The 19,423-nt window shown below is 31.0% G+C and carries 15 protein-coding genes; 7 read left to right on the forward strand and 8 right to left on the reverse strand.

Annotated elements, in window-relative coordinates; translation table 11 throughout:
- The first annotated feature begins 5 nt into the window (after positions 1–5).
- The 4 genes from araA (at position 6) to ACN0WI_RS15060 (ending at position 5,564) form a co-directional block, all read left to right on the forward strand.
- Complete coding sequence (gene araA, locus ACN0WI_RS15045; RefSeq protein ID WP_417887882.1) at positions 6–1,514, forward strand: L-arabinose isomerase; 1,509 nt, start codon at positions 6–8, stop codon at positions 1,512–1,514.
- A 12-nt stretch (positions 1,515–1,526) separates the two neighbouring features.
- Positions 1,527–2,714, forward strand: coding sequence for an aldose epimerase family protein (locus tag ACN0WI_RS15050; RefSeq protein WP_417887869.1), 1,188 nt, complete (start codon positions 1,527–1,529; stop codon positions 2,712–2,714).
- Between the two features lies 1 nt (position 2,715).
- Positions 2,716–4,419, forward strand: coding sequence for a sodium:solute symporter (locus ACN0WI_RS15055; RefSeq protein WP_417887870.1), 1,704 nt, complete (start codon positions 2,716–2,718; stop codon positions 4,417–4,419).
- Between the two features lie 116 nt (positions 4,420–4,535).
- Positions 4,536–5,564, forward strand: a complete 1,029-nt coding sequence (locus tag ACN0WI_RS15060; RefSeq protein WP_417887871.1) for a LacI family DNA-binding transcriptional regulator — start codon at positions 4,536–4,538, stop codon at positions 5,562–5,564.
- Positions 5,565–5,590: 26 nt separating this feature from the next.
- Here the strand turns inward: ACN0WI_RS15060 and ACN0WI_RS15065 are convergent, their stop codons facing one another.
- From ACN0WI_RS15065 to ACN0WI_RS15090, 6 genes are all read right to left on the reverse strand, one after another.
- A complete protein-coding gene (locus tag ACN0WI_RS15065; RefSeq protein ID WP_417887872.1) occupies positions 5,591–7,459 on the reverse strand; it encodes a DUF4139 domain-containing protein in 1,869 nt (622 codons plus the stop codon).
- Positions 7,460–7,678: 219 nt separating this feature from the next.
- Positions 7,679–8,473, reverse strand: coding sequence for a carbonic anhydrase (locus ACN0WI_RS15070; RefSeq protein ID WP_417887873.1), 795 nt, complete (start codon positions 8,471–8,473; stop codon positions 7,679–7,681).
- 323 nt (positions 8,474–8,796) lie between these two features.
- On the reverse strand, positions 8,797–9,651 hold the full coding sequence (locus tag ACN0WI_RS15075; protein WP_417887874.1) for a pirin family protein: 855 nt from the start codon (positions 9,649–9,651) through the stop codon (positions 8,797–8,799).
- Between the two features lie 157 nt (positions 9,652–9,808).
- Complete coding sequence (locus ACN0WI_RS15080) at positions 9,809–10,552, reverse strand: NYN domain-containing protein (protein ID WP_417887875.1); 744 nt, start codon at positions 10,550–10,552, stop codon at positions 9,809–9,811.
- A 106-nt stretch (positions 10,553–10,658) separates the two neighbouring features.
- Positions 10,659–11,531: a cation diffusion facilitator family transporter gene (locus ACN0WI_RS15085; protein ID WP_417887876.1), complete on the reverse strand. Its 873-nt coding sequence runs from the start codon at positions 11,529–11,531 to the stop codon at positions 10,659–10,661.
- 65 nt (positions 11,532–11,596) lie between these two features.
- Positions 11,597–12,424, reverse strand: coding sequence for a DUF1853 family protein (locus tag ACN0WI_RS15090; protein WP_417887883.1), 828 nt, complete (start codon positions 12,422–12,424; stop codon positions 11,597–11,599).
- Positions 12,425–13,047: 623 nt separating this feature from the next.
- Here ACN0WI_RS15090 and truA point away from each other — a divergent pair.
- The gene (gene truA / locus ACN0WI_RS15095) at positions 13,048–13,836 is read left to right on the forward strand and encodes a tRNA pseudouridine(38-40) synthase TruA (RefSeq protein ID WP_417887877.1); all 789 of its coding nucleotides are present in this window, start codon (positions 13,048–13,050) and stop codon (positions 13,834–13,836) included.
- 31 nt (positions 13,837–13,867) lie between these two features.
- On the opposite strand, the gene recQ is transcribed toward truA, so the two are convergent.
- On the reverse strand, positions 13,868–15,967 hold the full coding sequence (gene recQ / locus ACN0WI_RS15100; RefSeq protein ID WP_417887878.1) for a DNA helicase RecQ: 2,100 nt from the start codon (positions 15,965–15,967) through the stop codon (positions 13,868–13,870).
- Between the two features lie 94 nt (positions 15,968–16,061).
- Here recQ and corA point away from each other — a divergent pair, with 94 nt between their 5' ends.
- Together corA and ACN0WI_RS15110 are read left to right on the forward strand one after the other, a co-directional pair.
- Positions 16,062–17,150 (forward strand): magnesium/cobalt transporter CorA, encoded by a 1,089-nt coding sequence (gene corA, locus ACN0WI_RS15105; protein ID WP_417887879.1) that lies wholly within the window; start codon positions 16,062–16,064, stop codon positions 17,148–17,150.
- A gap of 33 nt (positions 17,151–17,183) precedes the next feature.
- Positions 17,184–18,362: a lactonase family protein gene (locus ACN0WI_RS15110; RefSeq protein WP_417887880.1), complete on the forward strand. Its 1,179-nt coding sequence runs from the start codon at positions 17,184–17,186 to the stop codon at positions 18,360–18,362.
- 218 nt (positions 18,363–18,580) lie between these two features.
- On the opposite strand, the gene ACN0WI_RS15115 is transcribed toward ACN0WI_RS15110, so the two are convergent.
- Positions 18,581–19,339, reverse strand: coding sequence for a hypothetical protein (locus tag ACN0WI_RS15115; RefSeq protein ID WP_417887881.1), 759 nt, complete (start codon positions 19,337–19,339; stop codon positions 18,581–18,583).
- Positions 19,340–19,423 lie beyond the last annotated feature (84 nt).

Raw genomic sequence — 19,423 nt, forward strand, 5'->3', positions numbered from 1 at the left:
TAATGATTATAGATATAGATACAAAAGAAGTCTGGTTTGTTACAGGAAGTCAGCATTTATATGGTCCTGAAACTCTAGAGCAAGTTGCTAAAAATTCAAAAGAAATTGTAGCCGGTTTAGATAATTCTTCTGAAATTCCTGTAAAATTAATTTATAAAGATACGGTTAAAACCGAAGAAGAAGTAGCTTCAGTAATGCGAGAAGCTAATAATTCAACTAAATGTATTGGTATAGTAGCTTGGATGCATACATTTTCTCCAGCAAAAATGTGGATTCGCGGTCTTTCTATATTAAGCAAACCTATTTGCCATTTACATACACAGTTTAATGCTGAAATTCCATGGAGTGAAATTGACATGGATTTTATGAATCTAAATCAATCAGCTCATGGCGATCGTGAATTTGGTTTTATGATGTCTAGAATGCGTAAAAAACGTAAAGTTATTGTTGGGCATTGGAAATCTGATCGAGTACAGAAAAAATTAGGAATATGGTCGCGTGTAGCTTTAGGTTGGGATGAGTTGCAAAATTTAAAAGTAGCCAGAATAGGAGACAATATGCGTCAAGTAGCAGTTACTGAGGGCGATAAAGTAGAAGCGCAAATAAAATTTGGCGTATCGGTTAATGGTTACGATTCTTCTGATGTTACTGCTAAAATTGATGAAGTTACTGATGAAGAAGTAGCAGAATTACTAGGTACTTACGAAAAAGATTATGCACTTACTGATAGCCTAAAAGAAGGTGGTGAAAAAAGGCAATCTTTAATCGATGCTGCTAAAATTGAATTAGGTTTACGAAAATTTTTAGATGAAGGTGGGTTTAAAGCTTTTACCGATACTTTCGAAAATTTAGGCGAATTAAAACAATTACCAGGTATTGCTGTACAACGTTTAATGGCAGATGGCTATGGTTTTGGGGCAGAAGGAGATTGGAAAACTGCTGCACTAACTCGTGCAATGAAAGTAATGGCTTATGGTTTAGAAGGAGGTACTTCTTTTATGGAGGATTACACATATCACTTTAAACCTGAAAAATCTTATGTAATGGGCTCTCATATGTTAGAAATTTGCCCAAGTATCGCAGCAGCAAAACCTTCTTGCGAAGTACATCCTTTAGGAATTGGGGGAAAAGAAGATCCGATTCGTTTAGTGTTTAATTCTCCCGAAGGAGCGGCTCTTAATGCTTCATTAGTAGATATGGGTAACCGTTTTCGATTGATTGTGAACGAAGTTGAAGCTGTAGCTCCAGAACAAGAATTACCTCATTTACCGGTTGCAAGAGTAATTTGGGATTGTAAACCAGATCTAGAAGTTGCAGTTACTGCTTGGATTTTGGCAGGAGGGGCACACCATACTGTATATACACAAGCTTTAACTACCGAATATCTCGAGGATTTTGCCGATATTGCAGGTATTGAATTATTGGTAATAGATGAAGATACTAAAATTAGATCTTTTAAAGACACTATAAACTCTAACGAAGCATATTACCACATGTTTCAACATAAAATGTAATATCTCTAAATTATGAAAAAACTACGAAGAACAGTTTGCTTCTTTGGTATTTTTAGTTTTCTGCTCTTCCTTACTAATTGTAAGGGAGACCAGAAGTCTGAAGAAAAAAAAGATGCTAAAAAAATAGAACAAGCCGAAAACGATTTCCTTACAGAAAGGGTATATGGAAAAACCAAAGATGGTAAAGAAATTTCAGAATTCACATTAGTTAACGATGCTGGTGTTGAGGTAAAAATAATAACGTATGGAGGTAGGATTACTTCATTAAAAGTACCGGATAAAAATGGGCAATTAGCGGATGTTGTTTTAGGTTTTGATAATTTAAAACAATATACAAGTGAACATCCTTATTTTGGAGCTTTAATTGGTAGATATGGAAACAGAATAGCTAATGGGCAATTTAGTTTAGATGGAGAAGACTATCAATTACCACAAAACGATAATGGACAATCTTTACATGGAGGAGATAAAGGATTCGATAAAGTAATATGGACTGCAAAAGAATCAGAAAACGATCCAAATTCATTAATTCTTACTTATAAAAGTAAAGATGGAGAAATGGGATATCCTGGAAATTTAAGCGTTACCGTTACATATACTCTAACAGAGGATAATTCGTTAGATGTTTTGTATGAAGCAGAAACAGATAAGAAAACAGTTATAAATTTAACTCAGCATTCTTATTTCAATTTATCTGGAGATTTTTCAACTAAAATCACTAACCATATTGTTCAGATTGATGCAGACCATTTTCTACCTGTAAACGATAAATTAATTCCTACAGGAGAGTTAAGACCTGTAAAAGGAACTCCTTTCGATTTTACTTCTCCTAAGGAAGTAGGTAAAGAAATTTCAGTTAAAAATAAACAGCTAGAATTAGCAAATGGTTACGACCATTGTTGGACATTAAATAATCAAGAAGATGCTATGCATTTTGCTGCATCTGCATATCATCCAGAATCTGGACGGTTTTTAGAAGTTTATACAACAGAACCCGGAATTCAGTTTTATACTGGGAATTTCTTAGATGGTACACTACCTATGCAGGGAGGAGAAGGTACCTATGCACAACGAACAGGTTTTTGTATGGAGACTCAACATTATCCAGATTCTCCAAATCAAGAAAAATTTCCATCAACGGTATTAAGTCCAGGTGAGAAATATTCATCGAAAACAACATTTAAATTTTCAGTAAAATAATATGCAAGGATTTGAATTTTTAGATTGGCTAGTAATTGGGTTATTTGCTATCTTACTTATAGGAGTCATCATATATGTTGTAAGACAAAAGCAATCTAGTTCTGCCGATTACTTCTTAGGAGGTAAAGATGCCACATGGATAGCGATAGGTACTTCAATATTTGCATCGAACATAGGGTCGGAACATTTAATTGGTCTGGCAGGTGCAGGAGCGTCTAGCGGTATGGCAATGGCGCATTGGGAAATACAAGGATGGATGATCTTGATACTTGGTTGGGTATTTGTTCCTTTTTATACTAGAAGTATGGTATATACTATGCCAGAGTTCTTAGAGAGAAGGTATAATACACAATCGCGTACTATACTTTCTATGATTTCTTTAATAAGTTATGTATTAACTAAAGTAGCTGTTACTGTTTATGCTGGAGGATTAGTTTTTCAGCAAGTTTTTGGTATTGAAACGTTATGGGGAATTGACTTTTTCTGGATTGCAGCGATTGGGCTAGTTTTAATTACTGCATTGTATACCATTTTTGGTGGGATGAAGTCTGTATTATATACTTCTATTTTACAAACTCCAATTTTGCTTTTAGGTTCTTTAATTATTGTAGTTCTTGGTTTAAAAGAATTAGGAGGATGGGATCGAATGATGGAAATTACAAGTTCTGTAAAAGTAAATGATTACGGAGATTCTATGGCAAACCTTATAAGGAGTAATAAAGATCCTGATTTTCCTTGGTTAGGAGCGTTAATTGGTTCTTCAATTATTGGTTTTTGGTATTGGTGTACCGATCAATATATTGTACAACGCGTACTTTCTGGAAAAAATTTAAAAGAGTCTAGACGAGGTACTATTTTTGGAGCTTACTTAAAACTACTTCCTGTATTTTTATTCTTAATTCCTGGGATGATTGCTTTCTCTATCCATTACCAAAGTATATCGGGTGGAGGTGAAGGCTTTTTACCATTTTTAGATAATGGGGTTCCAAATGCAGATGCCGCTTTTCCTACATTGGTGGCCAAATTACTACCTGCAGGTGTAAAAGGTTTAGTGGTTTGTGGAATTTTAGCTGCTTTAATGAGCTCTTTGGCCTCATTATTTAATTCTTCAGCAATGTTATTTACTATAGATTTTTATAAAAGAATAAAGCCTGAAACTTCTGAAAAAAAATTGGTTAGAATTGGGCAAATGGCTACTTTAGTAATTGTAATTTTAGGTATTTTATGGATTCCTATAATGCGTAGCGTTGGAGATGTTCTGTATACGTATTTACAAGACGTGCAATCGGTTCTGGCACCGGGTATTGCTTCAGCATTTTTATTGGGTATTACTTGGAAGCGTACCACTGCAAAAGGTGGAATGTGGGGACTTTTATCAGGACTAATTATAGGAATAACAAGATTAGGTGCAAAAGTATATTACAGTAATGTAACAGACGCAGCTGATAATTTATTTAAATATTTATTTTACGATCTAAACTGGTTATTCTTCTGCGGATGGATGTTTTTATTCTGTATTTTAGTGGTTGTTGTGGTAAGTTTATTAACTGAAGCACCAGATCCAGCTAAAATACGTGGATTAGTATTTGGAACTTCTACTAAAGAAGAAAATGATGAAGATCGAAAAAGTTGGACAAAATGGGATGTTATTCATTCTGTAATAATATTAGGGATTACCGGTGCTTTCTATTGGTATTTCTGGTAACAATTTAGTATTTGATTATGGAGAGGGGTCAATAAGCAATTATTGGCCTTTTCCTTTTATATTAACTATAAAAATGAAAAAAAATCTTATTTTTAATAAAACTACCCAAATAAATCATGAAGAAGAAATATGCTATTAAAGATATAGCAGCAGCATTAAATGTATCGGTAACTACTGTATCCTTTGTTTTAAACGGAAAGGCAAAAGAAAAACGAATATCTGATGAGGTTGCAAAAAAGGTTAAAAATTTTGCAGATTCAGTAAATTACAGGCCTAATTTATTGGCCCAAAGCTTGAGAACTGGCAAGAGCCGAATAATAGTAGTGATGCTAGAAGATATTTCCAATCCTTTCTTTGCAAAACTAGCACGTATCTTAGAAGATTTAGCATTTCAAAAGAATTATAAGGTCTTTTTTTGTAGCAATGAAAATAAAGATGAACGTGCAATAGATTTAATTAAAACTTTTAGAGAGCGTCGCGTAGATGGATATATGATAGTACCTTCTCCAGGCATTGAAAATGATATTAAATCTTTTCTTGAAGAAGAAATTCCGATTATTTTATTCGATCGAGATTTTCCCGATTTAAAAATCAATTATGTAGGAATAGATAACGAAGATTCTGTATACCGAGCTACACAACATCTTTACGAAAAAAATTATAAGCAAATTGCTTTTATTACAATAAATTCGCCACAAAGCCAGATGAAAAATAGGTTTTTAGGCTATAAAAAAGCAGTAATCAATAATGAAAAAAAATTACTTACTTTAGAGATTCCTTATCCAGATACTATACAAGAAGAATCTAATAATTATATAGCAAAGTTTCTAAGCGATAATCCCCAAATTGATGCTATAATTTTTGCCACAAATTATTTAAGTATTGCTGGATTAAAAGTGATTAAAGAAATGGAAAGCAATGGATGTAAGAAACAGTTAGGCATAATTACATTCGATGATGATGAATTATTTCAGATATATACACCAACTATTTCTGTAATTCATCAACCTTTACAAGAAATGGCTGAAGCAATGATGAATTTAATGTTTGATGTTTTAGATAGTGAGAAAGGAAAACATTCTATTAAAAGAAGAATATTAAAAACTAAATTTATAGAGCGGGAATCTACCGCTTTTAAAAAATAGCGGTAGATTTTTATAATATTGATTTTTTATTCTAGAATTATAGTTTTGTTTTTATAGTATTTAGCGGAATATTTTAAATCAACTATTTTCTCCTTATTTGGTTGAAGTTTAAAATTCCATTTTACTTCACCAGTTTCTTTTGTTAAAATTCCTCCCGAAATTTCTTCAATTTCTACTTCAATATCTTCTAAAGTAGAAACCGGAACTTGATCTAAAACAATAATATTAATAGGCAGTTTTTTAGTATTCTTAATAGTAGTTTGCCATTCTTTTGTCTCTATTTTTTTAGAACCTATAAATTGTTTTTCAGTAAAATCGGTAACTTTTTTTCGATTTACTGCTATTTTTTTATCAATTCCCATTGAAATTTTTAGTGTATCAGTAGCAGCACGAAGATTTAGTAACGTTTTTCCGATATAAGTATTTTCAAAAAATACGGTAGCCTCACCTTCCAATAAATTATATTCTTCCCAATTTTCAATATTAGCTATTAAAAAAGCATCTTGTTTTATTTTTGGAATGGTATAATATTGATAAAATGTGGGTATATTATAGGTTGTCATGGCTACACTGTAATTTTTATTGTCAGAATTTATAGTGTATGGCATATCAATTTCAAAAGAAATATTAGTTTGGTTTTGTTTTTGCCTGCTGGGGATAGGTATACTAGTATTTTGAGTATTTACACCAATACCATTTACTTTATCGGCTAATTTTTTAGGGCTATTTTTTCGTTTTGTTCTGCCGTATCCTACTACCACCACTTCATCTAAAGAATTGGTATCTGGATTCATTACTACACGTAAATTATTACTGCTTGCCGTTACTTTTTTCATTTTAAAACCTACAAAGCTAAACGAAAGCGTGCTGTTAGCGTTTGGCACTGTAATTGAAAAATGTCCATCAAAATCGGTACTCGTACCTATAGTAGTACCATCAACAATTACATTTACCCCTGGTAAGGGTAAACCTTCTTCGTCTAGAACAGTTCCGGTAATATTATTGTCGGATAAAAGGTATGATGGTGGCAAACTATTATAATTTAAATAGTAGGTTTTAAGCTCGGGAGCAACTCCTGAAACAGACGGATTTCCTGAAGAAAAACTGAGTTTAACACTCTTCCAATCTACTTTTGTATTTTGTTTTACATTTGCTTTATATACTAAATTAACTGGTTCGTTTACGTTTTTAGCACGTATGTCGTAAGAAGGAAACCAACTAGCATTTGCCACTAAATAATTAATATAAAAAGAAACTGTAGTTGCTTGTTTTGCATCAATTTTCACCAAAATTTCTCCCGAAGGATAATCTTTAGTTTTTGTAATTGTATTTATCTGATTTTGCAAATCAGATTTAATTTTAAAAAAATCCTTTAAATTTTTAGTACGTTCAATCTCTTTTAATTTTAGGCGAGTAAGCTTATTTCCATAAAATTCAGAAGCCTGTTGTAAATTGCTTACATTAATTTGCTTATTTTTTCCGCTTACATCTCTGTTTTCGTTTAAAAATTTAATTTCTTCTTTTATAATGGATATATAAGTGTTTTCTAATTCAATTTTATCGTTAATTGATTCTAAACGATTTTCAATCTTAGAATATGCTTCAGAATTTTCCTTTTCGTTTAAATAATTTTGCTGATGATTCACAGTAAGTACCATAATTTCGCCATCGGCTTTAACCTGAATACTTTTAGGATCTATAAAAGGGGAGAGATTTGTAAATTTTAAAATTGAAATTCCTTTATTTAAACTAACTTTTTTATTCCGGAAAATTTGAGCACCTTTTAAGAAAACCGTTGCTCCTTCAACTTCAGTTTGTATGGATTTTTCAGGAATATTTTGGCTAAATAGGGTAGAAGTAATGAGTGTAATTAATAGAAAGAAGTATTTTTTCATAGAAAATCAGTATATGTCGATGCTATTTCTAAGATACCAATTTTTTAGTTTTAACCGTTGTGTTTTTTGAGTAAATAACAGTTAAATTTAATTTGAAGAAGGAATAAAAAGAGAGGAATTTACTGAATAGTAATTGGTGAAGTATTAAATGTTTTTCTACAGAAAAATTGATGAGAAAAAACTTCGGGAGCGTACACTCCCGAAGAAAAAAATAAAAAATCACTCGATATCATAGCTTTCTACGATACGATCGTTTATAGGTTGCTCAGTTCGGTAATTATTAATAGGCATTAAGTCTTGTAATAATTTTACTTGATCTAAAGCAACGGTAATAGGCTGTTTAAAAACAAACCAAGTAACATTTTCAGTACAAGGAGGTGTAGTTAAGGAACCTTTATAAGTGTAGTACGATTTATCTGCTGGGAAATTAAGATTAAGGTCAAAATTTTTATCGATAGCTTTTGTTTCACCCTTTTTTATAGGTAAAAATTGTTCTAAAAATGTAAAAGGTTCACTGTTTTTTCCTTCTTCTACCAAAATAGAAAGTACTACAATCTCTTGATTACTTCCAGTGTGTACTAAATGGATTTCTAATGGATAGCGAACACCATTTACAGTATGTTCAGAAGCTTCATGAAAATGAATTTGCTTTAAATCGTATTGCTGCCCATCAACTTTGATATAATCACCTTTCTCAAAATTATATTGTATAGAATGGCCATTATTGGTTACCTCATGTATTTTTACTTCATCGGAATAATGAATATCTAATGCGCTTAAAGATGCATTCTTTTTTACATTTACCTCTATAATATTTATAGGAGATTGCCTATCGCCGCTACAATCTGAATCTTTCTCGATTTCCGACCAATGCTCAGGACCGGTTTCACCCTGATATGTCCAGTGGTGTTCCGGATTTTTTTCTGTTGAAGTTTTTGTTGCTACTGAATCCTCATTGTTGTTTTTGCACGAAAATAAAATAAGTGCAATCATTACTAAAATGCTTGTTTTCATTAGTAAATAAAATTAGTTTAGTTGGTTTTAAGTTACTGAAATACAGTACTTAATATTTAAATGAACAAATGGGGATTCTTTTACTAATTTACTAAATCTTACTACTAATTTAACATTTTACTAACATATTTTTGTTTAAGTGTAATTTTTTATTTGATTCTAAATAGAGATACTTGTAATAAAAAAAGGCTTTTTGTTTAGTATTGAGGTATTATCTATACTTTGAAAGTATAAATGGTAATATTTTACGGAATACACTAAAAAACCCTCAAATTTAAAAACTTAAATTTGAGGGTTTAATTATAAGATTTCATTCTATTTAATTAGCTATTCCAAGAGCCCATTTTTCCATTTTGAAAATCTTGATAAGCTTGATCTATTTCTTCCATACTATTCATTACAAAAGGTCCACGTGCAACCACAGGTTCATTAAAAGGAGTAGCATAGCCAAATAGCAGAATACTCTCCTCTTCTGAGGATATTGCTAGTTTAGTATCATCGTTAGTAAATTCAACTAAATGCCTTTCAGTAACATTTTTTCCATTAACGTTTAGCTTTCCTTTTACTACATAGAAAAATATATTTTGAATAGTAGGAATTTCTAAATTCAATTTTGAATTTGAGTTGAAAAAAAGCGTAGTCAAGGTTATATCAGTTAAGGTTTCAAAAGCACCTTTTGTATCTAAAAATTCACCAGAAATTACTTGTGCAGTTACTGATTCGTCTGAATTTTTTACAACTGGAATCTCTTCTTTTTGAAGTCCTTTATATTTAGGAGAATTCATTTTGTATTTGGCCGGAAGGTTAACCCAAAGCTGAAGAATTTCTAAGTCACCACCTTCTTTTTTAAATTTTTCAGAAGAAACCTCAGCATGTATTAGTCCGCTACCAGCTGTCATCCACTGTACACCACCACTTTCGATAACACTATTATGTCCATCAGAATCTTTATGTGCAATATCACCATCTAAAATAAAAGTAACTGTTTCCATACCTCGGTGTGGATGAGGGCCAAACGGTAAACCATTACTATTTTCTGGATATACTTGTGGACCGTGATGATTCAAAAAAATAAAAGGATCTATCATTTGTAAACTTGCCGTTGGAATAGGAGAGTAGGTTACTAAATCTCCAATAGGACGCCAATCTGCCTGATGTATCTTTTTTATACTTCGCATAGTTTTTATATCGAAATTAATAAAAGAAGTACTAAAAATCGATTATTTTGAAGGTCAACTAACTAACATATAAGTTACTAGTTTATTTTTTAATTGAAATTCAATAATTTCGATATTTTTTTGATAGCTGCTATCAATAAGTAGAGCTCCCTAAAATTTATGAAGAAGCCTTATTACGAACGTAAATTAATTTGAATTTGTTACTGTTATTATTCTCTCTAGATTCTATTTCAAATTGTTCAATAGAGTTAATCATTGGTGTTAATTTTTGGAAGCCATAATTTCGAGAGTCAAAATTAGGTTGTTTTTTTTGTATTAAACTTCCTATATCTCCCATAAATGCCCAACCATCTTCATCGGCAACATCATAAATACTATTAGCGATAAGGCGTATTACGCGTGGAGTTATTCGATCTACATTACTCTTCTTCTGAGCTTTCTCTTGGTTATTTTCTGTTTGGTCTTCTTTTTTATTCTTTAGAATTTCAAGATATATAAAACGATCGCAAGCTACAATAAAAGGATCTGGAGTTTTCTTCTCTCCAATACCAATTACATTTTTTCCGGCTTCTCTTAATCGTGTTGCTAATCGTGTAAAATCGCTATCACTAGAAACTAGGCAAAAACCATCTACTTTATTAGAGTATAAAATATCCATAGCATCGATAATCATCGCAGAATCAGTTGCGTTTTTACCTTGCGTATATCCGTACTGTTGAATAGGGGTAATGGCATTTTCTAACAAAACGGATTTCCATTTTGCTAAGTGTGGATTGGTCCAGTCGCCATAAATTCGTTTGATAGTAGGATTTCCGAATTTCGCTAATTCTTCCATCATTTCTTTTACATAGGCAGATGGAATATTATCTCCATCAATTAAGACTGCCAAGTTATTTTCCATGTATTTTTATTTGTAAATAAATTTAAGGTTTTTTAAGAAAAGTAATATTATAGATTAGTTTTTTTAGGTTAAAAAGAAGAAATAAAATACTGATTTATACTAAAGTTTATTTATCGGGTTCCATATGGATTAGCACATCGGCTATTTCCGGAAATTCTTTTTGAAGATGTCGTTTTGCTTTATGAGCAATATCATGTCCCGATTTTACAGTAATATTACCATCAACAAAAATATGAAGATCCACAAAAAAGGTCATTCCTGTTTTTCTAACAAAACATTTTTCCGTGTCTTTTACGCCATCAACCTCTAAAGTTTTAATTCTAATATCAGTTATTAAATCATCATACATATGCTCATCCATTATTTCTCCTAATGCCGGACGTAATATAAAATAAGCATTTACTAATATAATTCCAGAAGCAATTAAAGCGGCCCAATCATCTGCACTTTCATAACCTTTCCCCATGGTTAATGCTATACTAATTCCTATAAATGCTGTAAGCGAGGTAATGGCATCACTTCTATGGTGCCATGCATCCGCCTTAAGTGAAGAGCTATTTGTTTCATCACCTTTTTTGGAAACGAATCTGTAAAATATTTCTTTTACAATTACAATAACCGCTAGCACAATTAAAGTATAAGGTTTTGGAGATTTATGAGGTGTTAAAATATGTTCAACACTTTCATAAACAATTATAGTTGCTGAAACAATTAAAAAACCAACAATAGCAAATGTTATTAAAGGTTCTACACGTCCATGCCCGTAAGGATGATTTTTATCAGGTGGTTTAGCTGCAAAACGCAAGCCTAATAATACTAATATTGAAGAAAAAACATCTGCAGTAGATTCTATTGCATCCGCTATTAAAGCATAAGAATTACCGAAAATACCTGCAAGAAATTTAACCATAGCTAACGCGGCATTTCCTAAAATACTTAAAAAAGATGTTTTAACAGCCTTTTCTACCTGCGCATCCATTATTTATAAATTAAGAATACAAATTTACAACCAAATACTAAGCATGCTAATAAAACACCAATAATTTACCACCAAACAATAAAAAAACGTTCGAAGCTGTTTTCCAGCTTCATCCACACTAGGGGAGACCTTTTTTGCCTTATGAATTCTTGAATTTCCGGTAAAATAGTGGAATAATTGAGCCAATTTTTATTTTTAGAAGGATCAACCGGCCAAAATTGTTTTGTTGGACTGTAAAATGTTGCGTTTCCATATTCAGACTCTTTAAATGCTTTAAAAGAAATCCAAAATCCAACAATACACTCTTTATTTATATCTAATAGCTGATAGTTTTTTGAAGAAGGATTTTTAGGTAAAAATAAATTTGCTTTATAACATACTTTTTGTTTAAAATCTGTCGATTTACAATTTAAATCTGCTAATCGATGTGCAGTTTCTTTTGTATGTAGTAACGGAAGCTGTTTTTTAGTAAGTCTATCTATTTTTTGTAGTAACGTATCTTTTCGATTAGGACCTATCCATTGATTATAGTCTCCTGTTAAATTTGGGTCGTATACATAAAATTTATACACTAATTCTACATGTAATTTCTGTTTTGATTGTAAATGCTGAATAAGAAAATCGAGTTCTCCTAAAGTATGCTTATCTTCAATTATCTGAATATTTGCTGCAATTACTTTATAGTTAGTTAATCTTATAGAATAATCGAAAAAGCGTTCTACTCGTTTACCTAATACAAAAATACTACGGACATCGTCTAGTATCTTATTGTTTTCATTTATTGTAATAGGAATTTGATCTAATTGGAATTGTGACAGACCAAATAAATTATTAGCTTCTTTCCAAAGTGAAGGAGTATTTAAAAATCCCTTTATTTCGTCTTTTAAATCGATTTATAGTATTAAAAAGTAAATAGCTCTACGATATAAATAATTATTGCAATCATTTTTTATTTTTTGATTGATGAATGACCCATTTTATGCAAAGATCCATAGGCGTACAATAATTATAACCCTTAGGAGCATAAAAAATTAATAATATATAAGTAGGGTCATTACAAATATGAGGATGCTTTTTAATGAAATCAAAAAGTTTATGTTAAATTATTAACATGAATTGATAAGTTATTGAATACTAAATTTATAAAATATTATTTTGAAAATCAGAGTGTTATTTTTTTATACCGCTTGTATTGTTTCCTCAAGTTAGAATGAATACTGAAACAGAAAGTAAATATAGCGATACTTAAAAATCTAGACTCTTCAACCTACACTTTTTTAAGTGAAGATGATTTCAGAGTATTAAATTTAGATGCAGCACAAAAAATATATTTTCCGAAATTAATTCTATTCAGAAATTAGATAAGGGAGATAAAATATTCTGATCAACGGTAAAGGATAATTTTGCTTTTATTAGCTATGGTAAAACTGAATTTCATTATATAAAATTTGTAATTATTAATAGTATATAATTCCTAAAATTAATAAAACTCTGCTATTTTTGACAAAATTGAAAAATGCAACGAGTTCGTTTTTATTACGTAATTAAAGTTCAGTATTTAGGATATCGGTTACATGGTTGGCAAAAACAGCCTAATGTTAAAACTGTAGAGGGCCTAATAACTAAAACGCTTCGTTATGTAATGCCTAGCAATAGTAAATATAAAATTTTAGGAAGTAGTAGAACCGATGCGATGGTTTCTTCAAATGGTTCGGCATTCGAGCTTTTTGTAGATAATGAGCCTTTAGAAAATTTAGAAGCCTTTTTATTACTTTTTAATCAAAACCTTCCACAAGACATACGTGTAACCGACATTGACGAAGTAGATAATAAATTTAATATTATAAAGCATTCTAAAATAAAGGAATATGCTTATTTATTCTCTTTCGGTACTAAAAATCATCCATTTTGTGCACCGTTTATGGCAAATTTTCAATTCGATTTAGATATTGAGCTTATGAAAAAAGGTGCTCAACTTTTTAACGGTATGCATAATTTTAAAAATTACTGTGTTCGCGTTTCTGAAAAAAGTACATTTGAACGTGAAATTTTAAAGGCTGAAATTGGAGATAATAAACTATATACTGCTAATTTTTTTCCTAAGCATTCGTATGTATTTCATATACATGGTAAAGGATTTTTACGCTATCAAGTTCGATTGATGATGGGAGCTTTGATTCAATTGGGTAGGGGAGAATTTAATTTAGAACAAATCGAAGAAAGCCTTAAAGAAGGAAGTAATCTACAGATGGATTATATTGCACCTGCTTCCGGACTTATATTACAGAATATGCACTTTGAATAATTTATAAGTAAACACTAAAAGTTATATACAGTTATTCATTTTCTATAATTTTAAGGGCTATTTTAATATTTTGATAGGGAATAGCTTCTTCAAAATGTTCAAAATATGTTTTTAATTTATCCGGATTATCTAGCTCTTTTCGAGCTTTTCGAACTGCTTTTAAGTCTGATTTACTTATAAATTTTTGTAGATCTATCGACTTGCCTTCATCATATAATTTAAATAGGTGAGACATAATAGTAATCTCAGAAAGTTCGCGTTCCTTGGCAATTTCAGCAGGTGTTTTACCTTGCTTATATAAATCTCCGGTAACTTTATAAGTCTTCCCTTTTGTTTGTTTTTTTTTGGTACGTTTCTGTTTAGAATAGGCTATGATTTCTTTAATGAATTGGAAGCCATATTCTTGCATTTTTTTACGACCAACTCCATTTATAAGCATAAAATCGTCGTCCGTCATTGGCCGTGAACGTTCCATTTCTTTTAAACTGGCATCATTAAAAATCTGATAAGCCGGGATTTCTTCTTCTCGAGCAATTTTTAAACGTAATTGGCGAAGCTTCTCGAATAACGAATTTTCAGAAACAGTTTTACCGGTATTTGAAATTGAAACCGATTGTTTTTTATCTGGAATCTTAGCAAGTTTTACCTGTTTTTTTTCGAATAATACTTGCTTAGCATGTTTTGTTAGTTTGATACTGTTACTTTCATGAAATGCAATTTCTGCATAGCCTAAATTTATTAGCTGTAAGATGTATTGTTGCCAGTTATTCCAAGAAATATCTTTACCAATGCCGTATGTTTTTAGCGTATTGTAATTTTTAGAAAGTGTTTGTTCGTTTTGACTACCGCGCAAAACATCGATTACAGTGGTTAACGGTTCTTTTCCTTTTAATCTATAAATACAAGAAAGTGCTTTTTGAGCCGGAATAGTAGCATCGAAGAATTGAGGCGGATTTTTGCAAATATCACAGTTGCCACAGTCTTCTAATTTTATTTCCCCAAAATAACTAAGCAATATTTTACGTCGGCAGGTAAGTGCTTCAGCGTACTGCTTCATCCGGTCTAATTTAGCTAATTGAATATCTTTATTAGCTGCATTCTCAGCAAAACGTTGTAACTGGACAACATCTGCATAACTATGAAATAATAATGTAGCTGAAGGTAAACCATCTCTACCAGCACGACCAATTTCTTGATAGTAGCCTTCTAAATTTTTAGGCATATTATAATGAATAACCCAACGAATATTTGATTTATCGATTCCCATTCCAAAAGCAACCGTAGCACAAATTATTTGGATATCATCATTTATAAACTGATCCTGAATCCGTTCACGCTTTTCGTGTTTTAAACCAGCATGATACGCTTTAGCATCTAATCCATTCTGTTGAAGTTTTTCAGCTAACTCTTCTGTGTTTTTTCTGCTCAAACAATATACAATCCCACTTTCATTAGGTTTGCTCCTAATAAATTTGAGAATTTGTTCGAATCTTTTTGTTCCTTGTCGTACTTCTAAACTTAAATTTTTTCGATCGAAAGAAGCAACATGCTTTTCGGCGTGTGGAATATTAAGTTGCTCGCATATATCATGTCGGGTAGCCTTATCTGCAGTTGCAGTTAGAGCAATAATTGGTGTTTGTGAAAATCGTTTTTTAAGGTAGCCTAATTGTGTATAAGCGGGTCTAAAATCGTGACCCCAACTTGAAATACAGTGCGCTTCATCAATTGCAATTAAGCTTATTGTTTCTTGAGTAATAAACCGATCTAGAAACTGTAAACTTTCCGGAGCAATGTATAATAATTTTAATTCGTTTTTATCAATTTTCTGAAAAATAGCTTCTTGATCTGCTGTATCTTGGCTGCTATTTAAAAAATCTGCAGCTACACCATTCGCTTTTAATCCATCTACCTGATCTTTCATTAACGCAATAAGCGGAGAAATTACTACTGTTAGTTTAGGAAGTAATAATGCCGGTAATTGGTAACATATAGATTTACCACCACCTGTTGGCATAATTACCAAATTATCTTTTTTCTGAAAAATAGAATTAATTATTTTCTCTTGTAATGGCCTAAAACTATCGTAACCAAAATATTCTTTTAGTGTATTAAGAAGTTGCTGTTTCTCCATACTGCAAAGGTAGTAAAGAATTATTGCTGAAAAATAGCCAATTTTAAAAAGCTATACATTTTGATTAATATTGTTACTTTTAAATAAAAATAGTATGCCAAAATTGCGAACAAAACGGCTTTCATTACGACGGCCAAAATCGAAAAGAGCACTTAACCAAATTCCTGGAACTCTTACTTATGTAGGGCATAAAGAATCTTCAGAAACCATATTAGAGGTAATCGATTATAATACAAATTATTTTGAAAGATATAAATCTAAAAACCCCCAAGATGCCTTAAAATTTGAGAATGAAGCAAATGTAACTTGGATTAATATTGATGGACTTAACAACACCGAGGAAATTGAAAATCTAGGGAAGCGTTTTAATTTACATCCCTTAATACTTGAAGATATAGTTAACACCGATCAGCGACCTAAAATAGATGAATATCAAGATTATTTATTTGTAGTAGCAAAAATGCTATATCAAAATGATGACGGCCAATTATTAATAGAGCATATTAGTTTAGTGTTAGGGAAAGATTATGTATTAAGTTTTCAAGAAGCCGGTGGTGATGTATTTGATGGAGTTCGTGAACGAATTGAGCATAAAAAAGGACGAATACGAAACCGAAATGCAGATTATTTACTCTTTGCCTTATTAGATGCCATTATCGATAATTATTTTTTAGTGGTAGATGATATCAGTGATAAAATTGAAGGGTTTGAAGACCAGTTGTTTGAAAATAGACAAGATGATGATCTTATCCATGAAATTCAGGAATTAAAACGAGCTATTTTACGTATTCGTCGTGCTGTCTTTCCTATTCGTGAAGTGGTTGGTCGTTTAGAAAAATTAAATCATGCAATAATCGAAGAAAATACCGGTAATTATTTAAGAGATTTAGTAGATCATATTGTACAGATTTCTGAAAACATCGATATCTATCGAGAGATGATATGGAGTTTAATGGATATGTATATGACGACCATTAGCAATAAGATGAATGAAGTGATGAAAGTGCTTACTATAATTGCTACCATTTTTATACCACTAACATTTATAGCGGGAATTTATGGAATGAATTTCGAATATATGCCTGAATTGCGATGGAAATACAGTTACTTTGTGCTCTTAGGGATCATGGTAATTATTTTTATTTTGATGCTGTATTATTTTAAACGAAAAAAGTGGTTATAAACCATTTAAAATGAATTAAAAAGAATGAGAAAAATGAGTAAATTTAACTGGTTATGGGTACTTGCATTTATTTGTCTATCTGTATCAGGTTGTAAAAACAACACAAAAAACGAAGAAAAAGAAAAAGTAGCAGAAAAAATCACTACAGATTCTTCGGATTTAAATACTGCCTTTATTGGCACATATACTAAAAAAGAAGGACATGTAGATGGTAAGGCTGATGGCATTGTAACGATTCAGCAAAATCCTAAAACAGGCGAAATTACTATGGGGACTACAGTTGCTGAAGTAACAAACCCTTCGTTTGTAAAACTTTCAGAAGATAATAAGTATTTATATGCTGTTAGTGAATTAGGAGAAAACGAAGCAAAATCTGGTTTTGTATATAGCTATAAAGTAATCAATAAAGATAGTATCATCGAACTTAATAAAGTTTCGACTGAAGGTTTTGCACCTTGTCATATTGATATTGATAAATCAGGAAACTATGTATTTGTTTCTAACTATGTGGGTGGTGTTGTAATGATGTATAAAATTCAGAAAGATGGTAGTTTAAAAGAACAGCAAAAAATTGCAACTTCAAACCCTAAAAAATCTCATACACATTCATTATCTATTTCAGGAGATAATAAACACGCATATATTTGTGATTTAGGGCTTGATAAAATCTGGATTTACGATTTAGATTTTGAAAAAGGAAAATTAACTCAAAATAAACAAAAATCGGTTAGTCTAGAAGACGGAGCAGGGCCAAGGCATTTTACGTTTTCTAAAGAAGGAAAGTTTGCTTATAGCATGAATGAACTTAATAGTACTATTAGCACATTCAAAGTAGAAGATAACGGTGGACTTACTCTTATCAATTCAGTTTCTTCAATTCCACAAGATTTTAAAGGAGAAAATAGTGGAGCGGATATTCATATTGGTCAATCCGGAGAATATTTATATGGATCTAACCGAGGACACAATAGCATTGTTATTTTTAAACGTGATCAAGAAAGCGGGAAGTTAACTTTAGTAGGTTTTGAAAGTACAAATGGAAAAACTCCTCGTAATTTTACCATTACTAGAAATGGTAAGTTTTTATATGCAGCAAATCAGGATTCTAGCACTATGCAAGCCTATAAAATAGATCAACAAACTGGAAAGTTAGAAAAAATTGGATCTAAATTAGATGTTCCAACTCCCGTATCTATAGAGTTTATGAATTAGTAAATAGATAAAATACTATAAAATAAAGCCGGTATTAATACCGGCTTTATTTATTTTTAAACAAAATTTTGAAGATAAATAATGTTTGATTAATTATTGATTTGAGAATGAAAATGGAAAAAGCTTCTTCTGAAGAATAGCCACCTTACAAAAAATACGCGATATTAAAACGGTTTAGTAGTTTTTCTACTAACAATTTGGTATACTTATTAGTAGAATCAATTATTTTGAATATTAAAATCAGGAATTTTTGTAATATTTTTTCTAATTAATCTTCCATTTACATAAGCTTCTAGCGGATAGAATTTTAAGTTATTGTTTTTTCCAATTCCTATCGTCCCAAAACCTATTGAAACAATTTCAGAGTTGACTGTAACCGAAAAATCTAAATCACTTAATTCCCAATTTTTGGTCTCGGTATTATAATGGTATAAGTTTAGTTTATTATTAGCTATAATACCTATTGATGCAATTCCTAATGGATCTAGCATGAGCGGGACTAAGTACCCATCAGTAGAAATTTTAAAATTCGTAATATTTTTATTTAAGATCCACTCATTGTCTCTTACGCTATAAAATTTTATTTCTTTATTATTCCGGACACCTATTGTGCCAAGCCCGACAGATGTAATTTGGCTTTTAGCTGGAATAGTAAAATTTGGATAGGTATCTTTTCCCCAATTTCCATCATCAGATGGGGAGTAGAATGTAATTTTATCATGATTAATAACGCCTATTTTTCCTAACCCAACAAAAATAAGGCCTTTGTTTTTAGGTATTTTAAAATCAGGTAAAGTAATAGGTTTCCAATTGTTTTTTTCAATTTCATAAAACTTTATGGTATTGCTTTCTACAATGCCTAACGTTCCCCATCTTAATCCAACATACTTATTTGTTTTAGGTACTATATTTAAAGATTTACAACTCGTTATAAGTATTAATAAACTTACAAATACTAATTGTAGAATACTTTTCATTAGTTAATATTTTCTCTTTAATAGTAAACGCATAGATAAAAAAATAATTGAGTAATTATGGAGACTCTCTTTATAAATTCAGAA

This window comes from Zunongwangia sp. (assembly GCF_048269745.1).
In the GTDB taxonomy this organism is placed as follows: Bacteria; Bacteroidota; Bacteroidia; order Flavobacteriales; family Flavobacteriaceae; genus Zunongwangia.

Bases quoted from the DNA above. Each gene is read 5' to 3' on its own strand.
- ACN0WI_RS15050 (WP_417887869.1), top strand. From the start codon at position 1,527: ATGAAAAAACTACGAAGAACAGTTTGCTTCTTTGGTATTTTTAGTTTT.
- ACN0WI_RS15055 (WP_417887870.1), top strand. From the start codon at position 2,716: ATGCAAGGATTTGAATTTTTAGATTGGCTAGTAATTGGGTTATTTGCT.
- ACN0WI_RS15060 (WP_417887871.1), top strand. From the start codon at position 4,536: ATGAAGAAGAAATATGCTATTAAAGATATAGCAGCAGCATTAAATGTA.
- ACN0WI_RS15065 (WP_417887872.1), bottom strand. From the start codon at position 7,459: ATGAAAAAATACTTCTTTCTATTAATTACACTCATTACTTCTACCCTA.
- ACN0WI_RS15070 (WP_417887873.1), bottom strand. From the start codon at position 8,473: ATGAAAACAAGCATTTTAGTAATGATTGCACTTATTTTATTTTCGTGC.
- ACN0WI_RS15075 (WP_417887874.1), bottom strand. From the start codon at position 9,651: ATGCGAAGTATAAAAAAGATACATCAGGCAGATTGGCGTCCTATTGGA.
- ACN0WI_RS15080 (WP_417887875.1), bottom strand. From the start codon at position 10,552: ATGGAAAATAACTTGGCAGTCTTAATTGATGGAGATAATATTCCATCT.
- ACN0WI_RS15085 (WP_417887876.1), bottom strand. From the start codon at position 11,531: ATGGATGCGCAGGTAGAAAAGGCTGTTAAAACATCTTTTTTAAGTATT.
- truA (WP_417887877.1), top strand. From the start codon at position 13,048: ATGCAACGAGTTCGTTTTTATTACGTAATTAAAGTTCAGTATTTAGGA.
- recQ (WP_417887878.1), bottom strand. From the start codon at position 15,967: ATGGAGAAACAGCAACTTCTTAATACACTAAAAGAATATTTTGGTTAC.
- corA (WP_417887879.1), top strand. From the start codon at position 16,062: ATGCCAAAATTGCGAACAAAACGGCTTTCATTACGACGGCCAAAATCG.
- ACN0WI_RS15110 (WP_417887880.1), top strand. From the start codon at position 17,184: ATGAGTAAATTTAACTGGTTATGGGTACTTGCATTTATTTGTCTATCT.
- ACN0WI_RS15115 (WP_417887881.1), bottom strand. From the start codon at position 19,339: ATGAAAAGTATTCTACAATTAGTATTTGTAAGTTTATTAATACTTATA.